Raw genomic sequence first — 17,113 nt, forward strand, 5'->3', positions numbered from 1 at the left:
GATAGCCTGCCGTGCCCGCGCACTCATCGATCGCGCCAGGCAGCGGCCCGCCCGGGTGCTGCGGCTCCAGGCGCGACGCGTCGTCGCACCCGGCATTCACGCACACCGGGCAATACGCGGTTTAGCTGCCGCGATACAGCGACTTCATTTCTTCAGCGGTGGCCGGACGCACACCCATCGCACGCGAACCCGATGCCGACGCGCCCTGTGCCTGTGCGCCGTAACCGCTGGCGTCGGCGCCTTGCGCTTGCGCCAGCGCGGCACGCTGCTGCTCTGCAACACGCGCGGTGGCAGCCTGGATCGCTTCCGGGTAGTGCGGATCTTCACCGCGAGCGGAGTTGTAACCAGCCTGCTGCAGCTGGACCAGTTCGGCGCGGACCTGCGCGCGTGTGATCGTCGAACCCGACTGGGCGAACGACACGACCGGGGCAACGAGAGCGGCAGCAACGACAACAGCTTGAACGAGCGATTTCATGATGACCTACCTCCAGATTTGTCTGTGTTCGCGGTGAACACCTTGTTCATCGCTGACAACCCGAAGTTTATGTAGGCGGATGCTTAAGAATAAGGCAGGTTTCTGGAAGACATCCTTCCTGATTTACGGGTTAACCCTAAATCAGCCGCCAGGCCGGCAACGCACCTCCTCTTCATCGCCCGGTATCGCATCGCATGACGATTCGACGGAAAGCAAAAGCCCCGCGAAGCGGCAACGCTTCGCGGGGCTCGGACAAAATCGGAATCGTACGGGACTCCTGCCATCACCAATCGCACAGCCAGGTCGACATGCGCGCGCAACACCCGCCGATCGAATCGGCACTGCGGGCGGCCCTCTCGTTCGGACGCGCCCGTCGGCCAGGTTACCGGCTATCCATCGGACACTTCAGATTGCAGCCGTTGGGGTCCCCCAGGTCACCCTTGCGGCGCAAGGCCGACTTCTTGCCGCTCTGGTATTTCTGCGACGGCGCGGACGCCGCGAACGGCATCTGCGGATGCTCGTTCAGGCGAAACTGTTCGCTCAGGATACCGCCGGGCACACCGGGCGAATTCTGCGCGAGCGCAAACGGCGAAACAGCGGCCAGCAGCCCCGCGGTCAACACTGCCGCGGTGAGGGAAACGGAAAATTTCATGGCGGGATGACGCTTGGACGGCGTACTTGTTGGAACGTTGGTCAAGCGGCAAGCGTAGCGCAAATCCCCTGCTGCTGCATCGCGGTTCGATTGCGCCCGCGTTACCGGGAATTGCCCGCCGGCACGCTCGCGCCGTCGCCGCCGGCCAGCCCCGACGCGATACTCGTCAGCGTTCCACACGCAGCCGGATCGTAGCCGTCGAGATGCGCGACGCGCTCGACGAAGCGCGCATCGCGCAGCAGCGCCAGCACACCGGCGAGCGGCCGCGCGTCGAGCCGCGCGCGCTCACATGCGAAGTAATAGTCTTCATCGACGACCGGGATGAAATCGAGCCCGAAATGATGGGCGGCCGGCTCGACGCCGAAACCGAGATCGGCCATCCCGCTCGCGACGAACGCCGCGATCGCCGAATGCGTGAGCTCGGCCGACGCGTAGCCGTCGATGCACTCGGGATCGATGCCGATCGCGCGCAGCGCGAGATCCAGCAGCATGCGCGTGCCCGACCCCGGCTGGCGGTTGACGAAGCGGATGTCATGGCGCGCGAGATCCGCGAGCCCGCGAACCTGCTTCGGGTTGCCGCGCGGAATGAACAGCCCTTGCTGGCGTCGTGTCAGGTGAATCAGGACATGGCGCGTATCGTCGAGCCACGGCCGGTAGATCTGCGCGCACTGCGCGCGAAACGCGCCGCGCGGCAGATGGAAGCCGGCCAGGTCGCACTCGCCGCGGGCAAGCGCCTGCACGGCCTCGACGCTCTCGCGATACTTGATGTCGACAGCCGCCTGCGCATCGACCAGCGCGGAGACGAGCGTCGCGACCGCGTAGCCGTGCGATGCATGGATCCGCACGGCGCCGTCGCGCTGCGCGAGCCGCCGGTTCAGGTCGCTCGCCACTTCGGCGGCCAGCGTGCGCAGGTTCCCGTCGAGCCGGCTGCGCGCGAGGCGCTGCGCATCGACGACGGCCTGCCCGAGCGCCGACAACGTCGAGCCCTTGCCGCGCGCGGTTTCGATCAGTTCCCCGCCGATGCACGCCTCCAGCGCCCGCAGCATGCCCCATGCGTGCCGATAGGACAGCCCTTTCGCTTGCGCGGCCTGCGCAATGCTGCCCGTGTCGGCCACGAGTTCGAGCAATGGCGCAACATCCGACAGGCTGGCCGCACGGCCTTCCGTGTCGCGCACGGTCAGATACGCGTCGCATTCGATGCGAATCAATTATGCACTCCGATTTCCTATTGCGACCGTCAAATCTTCCGCTTATCGTTGGTTAAAATCAATCAGAACGAAGTCGCGATGCGCACTATATGAACCTCGAGCGCATATGAGACTTTGGAGGAGCACAACTGATGTCCCCGAATTCCCAAGCGCCCGACGCGCTCGTCGAGCGCCATGCACGCGCCGGCCGGTCGCTCGTGGCGATCCTGCACGCGATCCAGGACGACGCGGGCTACGTGCCACCAGGCTGCGTCGCGCCGCTCGCCCGCGCACTCAACCTGTCGCGCGCGGAAGTGCACGGCGTCCTGACCTACTACCACCACTTCCGCACCGCGCCGCCCGCCCGCGTGACGATCCAGATGTGCCGCGCCGAAGCGTGCCGCAGCATGGGCTGCGAAGCGCTGGCCGCGCATGCGGAAGCCCGCACGGGTTGCCGGTTCGATATGGCGCACGGCGATGCCGCCGATGCGCATGGCCCCGGTGACGTCGCACTCGAATCGGTCTACTGCCTCGGACTGTGTGCGCAGTCGCCGTCGCTGACGGTCAATGGCGTGCTGCATGCCAAGGTCACGCCGGAGAAATTCGACGCGCTGCTTGCCGACGCCGTCGCCCGCACCCCGGAGGCCGCATGACGACCCGCGTCCATGTCCCGCGCGATTCGTCCGCGCTGGCGCTCGGCGCCGACGCGCTCGCCGCCGCGATCGAGGCGGAAGCCGAACGCCGCGGCATCGCCATCGAACTGGTCCGCAACGGTTCGCGCGGGCTGCTGTGGCTCGAGCCGCTCGTCGAGATCGGCACGGCGGCCGGTCGCGTCGGCTATGCGAACCTGTCAGCCGCCGACGTGCCGGCCCTATTCGACGCAAACTGGCTCGAAGGCGGCACGCATCCGAGCGGCGTCGGCCTCGTCGACGCACTGCCCTATCTCGCGCGCCAGCAACGTCTCACGTTCGCCCGCATCGGCCTGACCGCCCCGCTGTCGATCGACGACTACCTGCGATACGAAGGCCTCGCCGGCCTGAAGAACGTGCTCGCGCTCGACGGCGATGCCGCGTGCGAAACATTGATCGAATCGGGGCTGCGCGGCCGCGGCGGTGCGGCGTTCCCGGCCGGCATCAAGTGGCGCACGGTCCGGCAAGCACGCGCCACGCAGAAGTACATCGTCTGCAATGCGGACGAAGGCGATTCGGGCACCTTCTCCGACCGCCTGCTCATGGAGTGCGATCCGTACTGCCTGATCGAAGGGATGATCATCGCGGGCGTCGCGACGGGAGCGACGGTCGGCTACATCTACGTACGCAGCGAATACCCGCACGCGATCGCCACGCTCGAAGCCGCGATCGTCCGCGCACGCGAAGCCGGCTGGCTCGGCGAGCACGTGCTCGGCTCCGCGCACGCGTTCGAGCTGCACGTCGCGAAAGGCGCGGGCTCGTACGTGTGCGGCGAGGAAACGGCGCTGCTCGAATCGCTCGAAGGCAAGCGCGGCGTCGTGCGCGCGAAACCGCCGCTGCCCGCGCTCGCCGGCCTGTACGGCCAGCCGACCGTCATCAACAACGTGATCACGCTCGCAACGGCGCCCGTGATCTTCGCGCGCGGCGCCGCGTTCTATCGCGATTACGGGATGGGCCGCTCGCGCGGCACGCTGCCGTTCCAGCTCGCCGGCAACATCCGCCACGGCGGCCTCGTCGAACTCGCGTTCGGGGTCACGCTGCGCGAGCTGCTGTTCGATTTCGGCGGCGGCACGGCCAGCGGCCGGCCCGCACGTGCCGCGCAGGTGGGCGGCCCGCTCGGCACCTACCTGCCCGACCACCAGTGGGACGTGCCGCTCGACTACGAAGCGTATACGGCGATCGGCGCGGTGGTCGGCCACGGCGGCATCGTGCTGCACGACGACACGTCGAACCTCGCCGAGCTCGCCGAATACGCGATGAAGTTCTGTGCGATCGAGTCGTGCGGCAAGTGCACGCCGTGCCGGATCGGTTCGACGCGCGGCGTCGAGACCATCGCACGCATTCGCCACGGCGATACGTCTGAGCGGCAGGTCACGCTGCTGCGCGACCTGTGCGACACGATGCTGGCCGGTTCGCTGTGCGCCATGGGCGGCATGACACCCTACCCGGTGCTGTCCGCGCTCGACCATTTCCCCGAAGATTTCGGGCTCGCTGCCGGCAAACCTGCCGCGTCGGGTCCGGTCAAGGCTGCGGCCTGACCCAGAAGGAGCCCTGCATGTCCCTCGACACGAACAACGTCCGCCAAGGCGGCTGCGGCTCGGGCCAATGCGCGTGCAAGAGCGCTGCGCAGGCGCGTGCCCTCGATCCGTTCGACGATACCGACTACGGCACGCCGCAACGGCATGCCGATACCGACGTCACGCTCGAAATCGACGGCCAGCCGGTCACGGTGCCGGCCGGCACGTCGGTGATGCGTGCGGCGATCGAAGCCGGCGTCAACGTCCCGAAGCTCTGTGCGACCGATTCGCTCGAACCGTTCGGCTCGTGCCGGCTGTGCCTCGTCGAGATCGAAGGCCGGCGCGGTTATCCGGCGTCGTGCACGACACCTGCGGAAGCGGGCATGAAGGTGCGCACGCAGTCGGACCGGCTGCAGTCGCTGCGTCGCAACGTGATGGAGCTGTACATCTCCGACCATCCGCTCGACTGCCTCACCTGCCCCGCCAACGGCGACTGCGAGCTGCAGGACATGGCCGGTGTGGTCGGGCTGCGCGAGGTGCGTTACGGCTTCGACGGTGCGAATCACCTGCGCGACAAAAAGGACGAATCGAATCCGTACTTCACGTACGACCCGTCGAAGTGCATCGTCTGCAACCGCTGCGTGCGCGCCTGCGAGGAAACGCAGGGCACGTTCGCGCTGACGATCGCCGCACGCGGCTTCGAATCGCGCGTGGCCGCCGGCGAAAGCGAATCGTTCATGGCGTCGGAATGCGTGTCGTGCGGCGCGTGCGTCGCCGCCTGCCCGACCGCCACGCTGCAGGAAAAATCCGTCGTGCACCTCGGGCAGGCCGAACACTCGGTCGTCACGACCTGCGCGTACTGCGGCGTCGGCTGCTCGTTCAAGGCCGAGATGAAGGGCACGCAGGTCGTGCGCATGACGCCGCACAAGAACGGCCTCGCGAACGAGGGCCACGCGTGCGTGAAGGGCCGCTTCGCGTGGGGCTATGCGACGCACAAGGACCGCATCACGAAGCCGATGATCCGCGAGAAGATCACCGACCCGTGGCGCGAAGTCAGCTGGGACGAAGCGCTCACCTACGCGGCAACGCAATTCCGCAAGCTGCAGGACAAGTACGGCCGCGATTCCATCGGCGGCATCACGTCGTCGCGCTGCACGAACGAGGAAACCTACCTCGTGCAGAAGCTGGTGCGCGCCGCGTTCGGCAACAACAACGTCGACACCTGCGCACGCGTGTGCCACTCGCCGACGGGCTATGGCCTCAAGACGACGCTCGGCGAATCGGCCGGCACGCAGACGTTCGCATCGGTCGGCCAGGCCGATGTGATCGTCGTGATGGGCGCGAACCCGACCGACGGCCACCCGGTGTTCGGCTCGCGGCTGAAGCGGCGCGTACGTGAAGGCGCGAAGCTGATCGTGATCGACCCGCGCCGCATCGACGTCGTCGACGGCCCGCACGTGAAAGCGACCCACCACCTGCAACTGCGCCCCGGCACCAACGTCGCGATCGTCAACGCGCTCGCGCACGTGATCGTCACCGAAGGGCTCGTCGCCGACGCATTCGTCGCCGAGCGCTGCGAGACGCGTGCGTTCGAGCAATGGCGCGAGTTCGTCTCGCGAGCCGACAACTCGCCCGAAGCGACCGCCGACGTGACGGGCGTGCCGGCCGAGTTGGTACGCGAAGCCGCGCGCCTCTATGCGACGGGCGGCAATGCGGCGATCTATTACGGCTTGGGCGTGACCGAACACGCACAGGGCTCGACGACGGTGATGGGCATCGCGAACCTCGCGATGGCGACCGGCAACATCGGCCGCGAAGGCGTCGGCGTCAATCCGCTGCGCGGCCAGAACAACGTGCAGGGCTCGTGCGACATGGGCTCGTTCCCGCACGAACTGCCCGGCTACCGGCACATCGGCGACGAGGTCGTGCGCACGCAGTTCGAAGCGGCGTGGTCGGCGAAGCTGCAACCGGAACCGGGGCTGCGCATCCCGAACATGTTCGACGCGGCGCTCGACGGCAGCTTCAAGGGGCTTTACTGCCAGGGCGAGGACATCGTCCAGTCGGATCCGAATACGCAGCACGTCGCGGCCGCGCTGTCGGCAATGGAATGCATCGTCGTGCAGGACATCTTCCTGAACGAGACCGCGAAATACGCGCACGTGCTGCTGCCGGGCTCGTCGTTCCTCGAGAAGGACGGTACGTTCACGAACGCGGAACGCCGCATCTCGCGCGTGCGCAAGGTGATGCCGCCGCTCGCGGGCTACGCGGACTGGGAAGTCACGTTGATGCTGTCGCGCGCGCTCGGCTACGAGATGGACTATGCGCATCCGTCGGAAATCATGGACGAAATCGCGCGGCTCACGCCGACCTTCTCGGGTGTGTCCTACGCGAAGCTCGACACGCTCGGCAGCATTCAGTGGCCGTGCAATGAGCACGCGCCGGAAGGCACGCCGACGATGCACATCGACGCATTCGTGCGCGGCAAGGGCAAGTTCGTGATCACGCAGTTCATCGCGTCGCCGGAGAAAGTCACGCAGCGCTATCCGCTGATCCTGACGACGGGCCGCATCCTGTCGCAGTACAACGTCGGCGCGCAGACCCGCCGCACCGAGAACGTGCGGTGGCACGAAGAGGATCGCCTCGAGATTCATCCGCACGACGCGCAGGATCGCGGTATCCGCAGCGGCGACTGGGTGGGCATCGAGTCGCGTGCGGGGCAGACGGTGCTGCGCGCGCTCGTGACTGAACGCATGCAGCCGGGTGTCGTTTATACGACGTTCCACTTCCCCGAATCGGGCGCGAACGTGATCACGACGGACAGCTCGGACTGGGCGACGAACTGCCCCGAGTACAAGGTAACGGCCGTGCAGGTGCTGCCCGTCGCGCAGCCGTCCGACTGGCAGCAAGCGTATGCGCGCTTCAACGCGGAGCAGCTCGACCTGCTCGAGCGCCGCGAAGCCGCGACCGCCGGCGTGTTGACAGGCAAGTGAGGAAGCGATGGACAACGGACACCTGGTCGACATGGCCAACCAGATCGGCGCATTCTTCGAATCGATGCCCGATCGGGACGAAGCGCTGACCGGCATCGCCGACCATATCCGGCGCTTCTGGGAACCGCGCATGCGCCGCGCGTTGCTCGCGGCGCTCGACGATCCGTCGAGCGAGGCCGGGCAACGTGCGGCACCGATCGTGCGCGACGCGATCGCCGCGCACCGCGCGTCGCTCGTACCTGCCGCGGCGAGCGCCTGACGGCACCGCTACGCGGACCGCGACATGCCCGCGAACCAGCTTTCGCAATGGCGCAGCAGCGCGTTTGCGTCGGTCGCCGTGCGCCCGCGCGCGGCGACGTAACCATCCGGGCGCAGCAGGTAAAACGACGGCCGCGAGCGGCCGTATTCCTGCGCGAGCCCGGTATTGCCGCCTTCGGCATCGGTGACGCGCCAGACGCGCACCGCATCCGGCATGATCCGGTCGAGCCCCTGCACGAGCGCCTTCGCATCGGCCGGCATCGGCGGCACCGCGCCGGTGTCGGCATTCACCGGCTCTTCCAGCAGCAGCAACGTGAAGCTCGCCGGATCGTGCAGGTCGTATAGCCGCGCCGTTCCGGGCGCCTGACCGAGCGGCCCGTCGAGCACCCGCACGTGCGCGTCGGGTGCCCGCTCGCCTGCGCGCGGCCCGCCATCGAGCACGCGCTCGAGCGTCAGCGGACTCTTCCGGTACTGCACGCCGAGCTCGCTGACCGTGCGCCGCACCGCGTCGCGCATCGGCCCGAACGACGCCAGCACCGGCACGACGTGATCGCGCAGCAGCTTCATCGCGCCACGCTCGGCTTCGACGATCTGCGTGACGAAACCGGTCTGCCGCAACACGTCGCGCTCGATCGGATGACGTTCCGCGTGATACGTGTCGAGCAACCGCTCGGGCGTGCCCGCGCCCAGCACGCGCGCAAGCTTCCAGCCGAGATTGAACGCCTCCTGGATGCCGGTGTTCATGCCCTGCGCGCCGGCCGGGCTGTGGACGTGCGCGGCGTCGCCAGCAAAGAACACGCGGCCGTGACGCAGCCGGTCGACCATCCGACTGTGCAGATGAAAATACGACGACCACGCGAGATCGCTCGGCGAGATCGACACGCCGGCACGCGCACGCACGATCGCGTCGCATTCCGCGAGCGACGGGGTCGGCGCATCGGGCGACGCGTCGCTGCCGGGCGGCCGGTCGGCCACGAGCCGGTAACGTCCGCCGCCCATCGGAAACAGGCCGGCGATGCCGTCGGATGTCGTGAACAGGTGGATCTCTTCGTCCGGCCAGTCGGGTATGGCCGCGAAATCGGCGAGCAGGAAGGTCTGCTCGAACGCATGCCCGGCGAAGCCCAGGCCGAGCAGGTGCCTGACCGTGCTGTGCGCGCCGTCGGCGGCGATCAGGTACGACGGCGCGAACGATTCGTCGCGGCCGTCGGCGCAGCGGATCGACACGTCGAGCGACGCACCGCCCGCCTCGCACACGGTCAGCGTCGCGCCGCGCTCGACCGTCACGCCGAGCCGGGCCAGATGGTCGGCAAGCAGGCGCTCGGTGACGGTCTGGTCGAGAAACAGCAGGTACGGATAGCGCGTTTGCAACGGATCGAAATCGAGCCGCGCGATCACGCGGCCGTCGGCATGCAGCGCGGCCGCATGAGCACGATGACCGAGCGCGAGAAACGGCTCGACCGCGCGATGCTGCTCCAGCAATTCGAGCGTGCGCGCCTGGATGCCGATCGCGCGCGAATACGGCGCTGGCGCGGCGAGCCGATCGATGATGCGCACCGGCACGCGGGCTCGCGCGAGGCTCATCGCCGCGGCAAGGCCGGTCGGCCCCGCGCCGACGATCAGCACGGGCGGGATATCGGGCAGTGTGTCAGCCATGAGAACCTCGATGACACGCGATCCTGCAAGTCTACGCTGCTCCGCGTGACGGGGCCATATGCCGATCGGCCGATGCGCGGCACCGCCGCGCGGTGTGGGAAAATACGCGCTTTCCGTCAGTTATCGCGTTATGGATTCCGCATTCGACCGGGCGTATGCCGCACACCGCGCGGGCCGCCTCGCCGAGGCCGAGCACGGCTATCGCAACGCGCTCGCCTCCAATCCCGCCGACGCCGACGCGCTGCATCTGTTCGGCGTGCTGCGGCACCAGCAGGGCCAGCACGCCGAGGCGGCCGATCTCGTCGGCCGCGCCGTCGCGCTGCGGCCGGGCGACGCCGCGCTGCAGCTCAATCTCGGCAACGCGCTGAAGGCGCTCGGCCGGCTCGACGAAGCAGTCGACCGCTTTCGCAACGCGCTGACGCTCGCGCCCGAATTTCCGCTCGCGCACTACAACCTCGGCAACGCGTATGCGGCGCTGCAGCGCCACGACGATGCGATCGATGCATTCGGCCGCGCGCTGCGGCTCACGCCCGACGATGCATCGATCCACAACAATCTCGGCAACGCGCTGAACGCGCTCGGCCGCCACGACGACGCGCTCGCCGCGTTCCATCGCGCGCTCGAGCTGCGGCCCGGGCATGCGGGCGCGCACAACAACCTCGCGATGGCGCTGAACGCGATGGGCCGTGCCGACGACGCAATCGCGCATTTCCAGGCCGCGATCGCCGCGCAGCCGCGCTTCGTCGCCGCCCATTTCAATCTCGGCAACACGTTCGATGCGGTCGGCCGGCATGCGGAGGCGGCCGCCGCGTTCGAGGCCGCGCTCGCGCTGCATCCGTCGTTTCCGCTCGCACTGTTCGGGCTCGCGAACGCACTGAGCGCGCAGGGCCGCCACCGCGACGCGCTGCCCTACTACGAGCGTGCGGTCGGTCTCGATCCGTCGTTCAGCCTGGCGTGGCTGAATCTCGGCAACGCACATCACGCGCTCGGTGCGCACGAGATGGCGCTGCGCGCTTTCGACCAGGCACTGCGCGTCGCGCCCGATCTCACGCTGGCACGGCTGCACCGCGCGGTCACGCTGCTGACGCTCGGCGACTTCACGCGCGGCCTGCCCGCCTACGAAGCCCGCCACGACACGCCGGGCGCGACGCCGCTCGGCACGCTGCCGCGCTGGCAAGGCGAGCCGATTGCGTCGCGCACGCTGCTGATCCGCGCGGAACAGGGCTTCGGCGACACGCTGCAGTTCGTCCGCTTCGTGCCGCTCGCCCGCGCACGCTGCGCGCGCGTCGTGCTCGAAGTCCAGCCGGAACTGGTTACGCTGCTGGCGCCGGCCGCGGCGCGCTGGCGCGTGACGCTCGTCGCGCTGGGCGCGGCAAGACCGCCTGCCGCGGATGTCGCGTGCACGCTGATGAGCCTGCCGTTCCTGCTCGGGCTTCAGACGAAGGAGGACATCGTCGCGGGCTCGCGCTACCTCGACGCCCCCGACGGCGCCGGCCGGCGCTTTCGCGGCTCGCTCGGCGGGCAATCGAAGCGCAAGTTCGGCCTGGCGTGGTCGGGGCGCCGGCAGGCGCAGGAAAACCGTTCGATGCCGTTCGACGCGCTCGCACCGCTGCTCGCGCTGCCGGACATCGACTGGATCGTGCTGCAGCCCGCACTCGACGACGACGAACGCGCGCGCGTCGACGCGCATCCGCGGGTGCATCGGCTCGACGGCCGGCTGAACGACTTTGCCGACACGGCCGCGCTGATCGATCGGCTCGACGGCGTCGTCACGATCGATACGGCGGTCGCGCACCTCGCCGGCGCGCTCGGCAAGCCGCTGTGGGTGATGCTGCCGTTCGCGCCCGACTGGCGCTGGTTCACCGGCGACGACTGCCCGTGGTATCCGCAGGCCAGGCTCGCCCGCCAGCCCGCGCCGGGCGAATGGCACGACGTGGCGGCCGCGGTTGCCGGCATGCTGCGCGAAGCCTGAACGCACACGAAAAAAGGGAGCGCGCCGCGCTCCCTTTTTCATTGCATGGTGTGCGGCCGGCGCCGCGCGTCATACCGCTGCCGGTCAGGCCGCCTTGTACTGGTTGCGCGCCTCGGACGTGCGATACAGCACGAGTGTCGCGATCAGCCCGCAAATCGCGGCAACGCTCAGCCATAACCCCGGCGCCGCCTTGTTTCCGGTCTGATGAATCAGCAGCGTCGAGATCGCGGGCGTGAAGCCGCCGATCGTCGTCGCCAGGCTGTATGCCAGCGAGAAACCGGCCGTGCGCACGTCGGCCGGCATCACTTCGGTCAGCGCAACGACCATCGCCCCGTTGTACGACGCGTACAGGAACGACAGCCACAGCTCGACCGCGAGCAGCCGCAGGAACGACGGATCGCCGACGAGCCACAGCACGGCCGGGTACGCCGTCAACAGCGTCAGCACCGTGAACGCGATCAGCACCGGGCGGCGACCGACGCGGTCGGACAACGCACCGGACAGCGGCAGCCACACGAGATTGGAGACCCCCACGCAGACGGTCACGACGAGTGCATCGAGCGACGACAGGTGCAGCACTTCCTTGCCGAACGTCGGCGTATAGGCGGTGATCATGTAGAACGACACCGTCGTCATGATCACCATCCCCATGCCCGCCACCACGACGCCCCAGTTATCGAGCATCGAACGCATGATCTCGCCCATCGTCGGACGATGACGCTTCGCGAGGAACTCGTCGGTCTCCTTCAGCGAACGACGGATCAGGAACAGGAACGGCACGATCAGGCAACCGATCAGGAACGGAATGCGCCAGCCCCACGCGGTCATCTCCTCGGCCGGCAGTGCGCGGTTCAGCAGCACGCCGACGAGCGCGGCGAACACGACGGCCACCTGCTGGCTACCCGACTGCCACGACGTATAGAACCCCTTGTGCCCCTTCGTCGCGATCTCCGACAGGTAGACCGACACGCCGCCGAGTTCGACGCCGGCCGAGAAGCCCTGCAGCAGCCGGCCGAGCAGCACGAGCACCGGCGCGAGCACGCCGATCGTCGCATAGCCGGGTATCGCGGCCACCGCGAGCGTGCCGATCGCCATCAGGCCGAGCGTCAGGATCAGCCCCTTGCGGCGGCCGTGATGGTCGATGTACGCGCCGAGCACGATTGCGCCGACCGGCCGCATCAGGAAGCCCGCGCCGAACACCGACAGCGACAGCATCAGCGACGCGAATGCGTTGCCGCTCGGAAAGTAGGTTTTCGCGATGGCCGACGCGTAATAGCCGTAGACCATGAAGTCGTACATTTCCAGGAAGTTGCCGCTGACAACCCGGAACACGGTGCGGACTTTCGATTCCTGCGCGATGGCGGGTGACGCTGTGGACATGTTTTTCTCGCTCAGCTCGGATGGCGCGAATCCGCGCCGCATGGATCCGACGACGCACGCGGCGCCGGGCCGGCGCGCACGGGCATCGCTGCCCGCCGGCGGCGCACCGCGCAACGACGCGCGCACCGGCATGGTTCGCGCATCATGCCACGCCAACCCGACATTTGCCTTGTGTCGCCCCTGCCGGTGCGGTCGCGGCGTTCTCCTCGTACAAGTCGTCCCGAAACGGCAGCAAAAATCAGATTGATCTGATCGACCAGCCTTCGCCGGCTGACGACAATGTCTCGATTTGCGACGACATATCCGCGCCGCACCGGCACGGATGCCCGTGCCGCATGGCGCACCGCCCTCATGACTCCATCGTCCCTCGTCCCCGTTGCAGGCGCACTCGCCCGCCCCCGCGTCGCTCCGCTCGATCACGTGCCGTCGCTCGGCCGCGACTGGACCTTTCGCGGCGCCCCCGGTGCGCGGCCCGGCAAGCACTGCCTCGCGACACTGACGACGTCCTGCATCGACGTGGACCGGCCGCACCGCGCATGCCACTGGCAGCCGCTGCCGATCACGGCGTCGGCACCGACGCGTGCCGGGTCGCCGGTTGCACGGCCTGCCGCTGCGGCCCCGAGCTTCCCCCGTATCGCCGGCGGCTTTCGCGACCGGCGTGCGAAGTACGCGACCTGCTGGAGTATCGGCGCGCTCGGCATCATCGGCTGGCTGATTGCCACGTATGAACCGATCGCAGGGTTCGGGCCTGCCTACGCGATTCACGCGGCCGGTGGCGTACCGGATCACGCTACGTCGTCGTCCGGTACCGTGCGGGTCGCTGCGGTTCAGCCGAGTACGTCGACGAGCGCGCCTTCGCCGCGCAAGATGGCAGCGCCTGTCGCGACAACGGCCGAGCCCCTGCCGGCCATGCACCAGGTTGCGCGTCCTCCCGCCTCGCTTCGTCCAACGGCAACGTCCAGCGTACCGCCGACCGCCACTGCCGCATCGCCTCGTTCCAGCGGCACGCGCATGGCGGCGGCGCCGGTCCGAACACCAACCGTGATGCGGATGGCCACGCGACCGCCGATCAGCGGCAGCACGGTCGACACCCGCACCCGCGATCGGCTTGCCGCATTGCCGCGTGCAACTGGCGACATGCGCGACACGCTCGACGATCCGCTCACGCTGATCGCGATGGCGAGCGCGCTGCGCGCTACCGAGCCTGTCCCTGCAACACACGCGCCCGCCATCGGTGTGGACTGGACGGCACAGCTGTCCCACCGCCGCCTGACCGATACGCCGGGCGTATTCGCGCGCTAACGGCCGGCCATGAAAAAACCCGGCGAAGCTTGCTTCGCCGGGTTTTGCTCGTTTCTATCCGTCCGTCTGACGACTCGTTACTTGTGCGCGGGCAGTCCCGTCTCGGTCTGCTTCTCGAGCTGTCGCACCTGCTCCTGCAGATCGCGCAGCTGCAACTGTGCAGCCCGCTTCTCGACCTGCAGCGCCTGCGCCTGCTCCTGCGCCGAGCGCTGCCGCTGCGCGACTTCAGCCTGCTGGCTGCGCGCCACGCTCAGGTCGGCCTGCAACTGCTGCGCACGATTCGCCTGCAGCGCAATCACGCGCTCGAGAAACGCCTTCTGCGCGTCCAGCTCGGTACGGCGGATCTCGATATCGGCGAGTTGTACGGTCTGCTGAACGAAGTTCGCGTAGACCATCTCGGCGCGGGTCTTTTCCTGCGACCGGATCACGCGCCACAGATGCTTGTCCTGGAACAGCGCGACGTAGTACGTCATCTCGCGCGGGTCGAACATCAGGCTCGCACCGTAGCTGCCGTTGTACGTCGTGCGCATCTCGACGATCCGGCCATCGTGCAGCATCTGCGTCAGCTCCGCGACGTTGCCTCGTGCGGCGGCATCCGTCGCAGCCGTGGCGGATGCCGCCGTGTCGCCGCGCAGGCTCGTGACCGCCGGACGCGTACCGGCGGTGGGCGCCGTCGCGTCGGCGGACCAGGCCACGCCCGCTTGCGCGCAGGCAGCCAGCGCAACGATCCACGTCGCGCATCGTGCAGGGGAAAAATTTCGGAAAGCCAACGTCAGACTCCGGCAAACGAATCGGAACTCGCGATTATCGTTCAAAACGAAACGGCCGCATCTCGAATTTGTCGGGATGCGGCCGGCCTTCGTACGACGCAAAGCATGCGGCTTGCTACAGGCGGGTTTCGCGTGCCGCGCGCAGGAATGCATCGAGCAGCGGCGTGCAGTCGAGCAGCTCCGAACCGCCGGCACGATGGAACTCGGGGTGCCACTGCACGCCGACGACGAACGGCGAACGGCGATGGCGAATGCCTTCGATGATCCCGTCGCCGGCCGACACGGCCTCGATGTTCAGATCGCGGCCGAGATCGCGGATCGCCTGATGGTGGATCGAGTTGACGATCGCTTCGCTGCGCCCCGGGAACATGCTCGCAAGCGTCGACGAATCCGGGAAGCGGATCGCGTGACGATGCTGGTCGTAATGCTCGCTCACGTGCGCATTCGCGGTCGGCACGTCGGTGGCGATGTCCTGGTACAGCGAACCGCCGAACGCGACGTTGATCAGCTGGCAGCCGCGGCACACGCCGAGAACGGGTTTGCCGGATTCGACGAACTCGTGCAGCAGCTCGAGCTCGTACATGTCGCGCACGCGATCGCCCGGCCATTCGGGGCGGGCGTCGGACGCGGCATAGGTTTGCGGCGATACGTCGGCGCCCCCCTGCAGCAGCAGGCCGTCGAGATGCTTCGCGTAGTCGCGCAGGCGGATGTTGCTCGGATGAATCATGCCCTGATGGCCGACGGTCGGAATCATGAACACGAGCACGTCGCGCGACATGACCCAGTGCGCAATCGATTCCTCGAGGTACTGGAGCGTCTTGCCTCGCAGCCCCTTCGCCCCCGGCTCCGGATGGAAAATCCGCGCCGACACGCCGATGCGCAATGTGCGCTGCGTGATGCGCTGGCCGGCGCGGTCGAACAGCCGGCGGGCGCGCGCGGCCACGATCCGGCCGAATACCGACCACGGCGTGTCGCTCTGCTTCAGATAGGCCGGCGGCGCATTCTGCGCGCTCGCAGGCGGCGGGCGCGGCGTGTCGAAATCAGGCTGCGCGCCGAAACCGGGGGGCGGCGTTCCCGCCTTCGGCGGCGCGGCCGCAGCAGCGCCATCGATGGCGGCGCCTGTCGCCCCGGGCGCGCCCGGCTCGGACGCGGCCGTAACCGGTGACGCACCGTCAGCAGCGTCGTTCTGCGCGGCGGCCTGGGCGGCCGGCGCATCGGGCGCTTTCGCCGGATCGGTACGGGGTGAATCGGAAGAAACGGAGGAGGTGCCGGGCAGACCGGCCGGGGAAGGCGTGTTTTCGCTCATGACGATGGTCTGGTACGTCGCTCACGCGTATGGATAACGAGGATTCATTATGCTTCAGCGCACGATCGAGCGGCAAACCTGCAACATCCTGTCGATATTGTTGCAAATCGGTGGCGAACTGCGTCGGGGGGCGTCCCCGCCCGCGCGCCGGCCACGCTGATACGGCACCACCAGTACTGGACATCAGTGATATATCACAATAATATCCACGGATCGTCCACGCTTCCCGACCGCCAGCGCCATGATCGCGCTCCGCCCGGCCGCCGCGCCGCATCCCGCATGAATGCCCTGACCGACGTCACCCGCGAGCACCCGGCCGCACCGACGGCCAGCCTCGCCGACCGCGCGTATGCGCTGATCCAGCGCGACATCATCACGATGCGCCTGAAGCCCGGCGCCGCCCTCAACGAAGCCGATCTCGTCGCCCGCACCGGCATCGGCCGCACGCCGGTGCACCAGGCCGTGCATCGGCTCGTGCTCGAAGGGCTGCTGTCCGTGATGCCGCGCAAGGGATTGATGGTGCAGCCGCTGTCGCTCGACGACATCGTCGCGGTGATCGACGTGCGGCGCATCAACGAAGCGCACTGCGCGGAACTCGCCGCGCGCCATGCAACGCCCGACGATCTCGCGCGCCTGGCCGCGCTGCTCGACGACGGGCAGGCCTGCGTCGACACGCACGACGTCGAAGGCATGATGGAACTCGACCGCGCCTTCCACCAGGCGATCGCCGCGGCCGCGCGCAATGCGGTCCTCGCCGACATCCTGCGCGGGCTGCATGAGCGCTCGCTGCGCTTCTGGTTCGTCACGCTGTCCGAACCTCACCATCTCGCCGACGTCCAGCACGAGCATCGCGAACTGTTCGATCGGCTGTCCGCGCGTGACGCCGCCGGCGCACGCGCGGCCGTCGAAAGTCATATCGATTCGTTCCGCTCCACGCTTCTTCAACATCTTCGCCCCTGAGC

At 68.1% G+C, this 17,113-nt stretch carries 14 protein-coding genes; 7 read left to right on the top strand and 7 right to left on the bottom strand.

Annotated features, from left to right (window positions below; all coding sequences use genetic code 11):
• Window positions 1-121 precede the first annotated feature (121 nt).
• From CFB34_RS19240 to CFB34_RS19250, 3 genes are all read right to left on the bottom strand, one after another.
• Window positions 122-475 (bottom strand): DUF4148 domain-containing protein, encoded by a 354-nt coding sequence (locus CFB34_RS19240; RefSeq protein WP_069247423.1) that lies wholly within the window; start codon window positions 473-475, stop codon window positions 122-124.
• A gap of 382 nt (window positions 476-857) precedes the next feature.
• Complete coding sequence (locus CFB34_RS19245; RefSeq protein WP_089439491.1) at window positions 858-1,127, bottom strand: hypothetical protein; 270 nt, start codon at window positions 1,125-1,127, stop codon at window positions 858-860.
• Between the two features lie 101 nt (window positions 1,128-1,228).
• Window positions 1,229-2,335, bottom strand: coding sequence for a substrate-binding domain-containing protein (locus tag CFB34_RS19250; protein ID WP_089439490.1), 1,107 nt, complete (start codon window positions 2,333-2,335; stop codon window positions 1,229-1,231).
• Between the two features lie 131 nt (window positions 2,336-2,466).
• Here CFB34_RS19250 and CFB34_RS19255 point away from each other — a divergent pair, with 131 nt between their 5' ends.
• From CFB34_RS19255 to CFB34_RS19270, 4 genes are read left to right on the top strand one after another with little or no spacing between them, the layout of a single operon-like run.
• On the top strand, window positions 2,467-2,967 hold the full coding sequence (locus CFB34_RS19255; protein WP_089439489.1) for an NAD(P)H-dependent oxidoreductase subunit E: 501 nt from the start codon (window positions 2,467-2,469) through the stop codon (window positions 2,965-2,967).
• On the top strand, window positions 2,964-4,541 hold the full coding sequence (locus CFB34_RS19260; protein WP_089439488.1) for a formate dehydrogenase beta subunit: 1,578 nt from the start codon (window positions 2,964-2,966) through the stop codon (window positions 4,539-4,541). Before CFB34_RS19255 ends, CFB34_RS19260 begins: the two co-directional genes overlap by 4 nt.
• 17 nt (window positions 4,542-4,558) lie before the next feature.
• Complete coding sequence (fdhF, locus tag CFB34_RS19265; RefSeq protein WP_089439487.1) at window positions 4,559-7,510, top strand: formate dehydrogenase subunit alpha; 2,952 nt, start codon at window positions 4,559-4,561, stop codon at window positions 7,508-7,510.
• Window positions 7,511-7,517: 7 nt separating this feature from the next.
• A complete protein-coding gene (locus CFB34_RS19270) occupies window positions 7,518-7,769 on the top strand; it encodes a formate dehydrogenase subunit delta (protein ID WP_089439486.1) in 252 nt (83 codons plus the stop codon).
• A gap of 8 nt (window positions 7,770-7,777) precedes the next feature.
• Here the strand turns inward: CFB34_RS19270 and CFB34_RS19275 are convergent, their stop codons facing one another.
• Window positions 7,778-9,421, bottom strand: coding sequence for an FAD-dependent monooxygenase (locus tag CFB34_RS19275; protein ID WP_089439485.1), 1,644 nt, complete (start codon window positions 9,419-9,421; stop codon window positions 7,778-7,780).
• 58 nt (window positions 9,422-9,479) lie between these two features.
• Here CFB34_RS19275 and CFB34_RS19280 point away from each other — a divergent pair, with 58 nt between their 5' ends.
• A complete protein-coding gene (locus tag CFB34_RS19280; protein WP_089439484.1) occupies window positions 9,480-11,393 on the top strand; it encodes a tetratricopeptide repeat protein in 1,914 nt (637 codons plus the stop codon).
• Between the two features lie 84 nt (window positions 11,394-11,477).
• Here CFB34_RS19280 and CFB34_RS19285 read toward each other — a convergent pair whose 3' ends face one another.
• A complete protein-coding gene (locus CFB34_RS19285; protein ID WP_089440365.1) occupies window positions 11,478-12,773 on the bottom strand; it encodes an MFS transporter in 1,296 nt (431 codons plus the stop codon).
• A 351-nt stretch (window positions 12,774-13,124) separates the two neighbouring features.
• On the opposite strand from CFB34_RS19285, the gene CFB34_RS19290 reads away from it, so the two are divergent.
• Window positions 13,125-14,075 (top strand): hypothetical protein, encoded by a 951-nt coding sequence (locus CFB34_RS19290; RefSeq protein ID WP_089439483.1) that lies wholly within the window; start codon window positions 13,125-13,127, stop codon window positions 14,073-14,075.
• Window positions 14,076-14,152: 77 nt separating this feature from the next.
• Here the strand turns inward: CFB34_RS19290 and CFB34_RS19295 are convergent, their stop codons facing one another.
• Together CFB34_RS19295 and CFB34_RS19300 are read right to left on the bottom strand one after the other, a co-directional pair.
• Complete coding sequence (locus CFB34_RS19295) at window positions 14,153-14,845, bottom strand: DUF2968 domain-containing protein (RefSeq protein ID WP_089439482.1); 693 nt, start codon at window positions 14,843-14,845, stop codon at window positions 14,153-14,155.
• Window positions 14,846-14,960: 115 nt separating this feature from the next.
• Entirely contained in the window at window positions 14,961-16,151 is a 1,191-nt protein-coding gene (locus tag CFB34_RS19300) for a type 1 glutamine amidotransferase (protein ID WP_089439481.1), read from the bottom strand.
• Between the two features lie 279 nt (window positions 16,152-16,430).
• Here CFB34_RS19300 and CFB34_RS19305 point away from each other — a divergent pair, with 279 nt between their 5' ends.
• Window positions 16,431-17,111, top strand: coding sequence for a GntR family transcriptional regulator (locus CFB34_RS19305; RefSeq protein ID WP_089439480.1), 681 nt, complete (start codon window positions 16,431-16,433; stop codon window positions 17,109-17,111).
• Window positions 17,112-17,113 lie beyond the last annotated feature (2 nt).

The organism is Burkholderia sp. HI4860, from assembly GCF_002223045.2.
Lineage (GTDB): Bacteria > Pseudomonadota > Gammaproteobacteria > Burkholderiales > Burkholderiaceae > Burkholderia.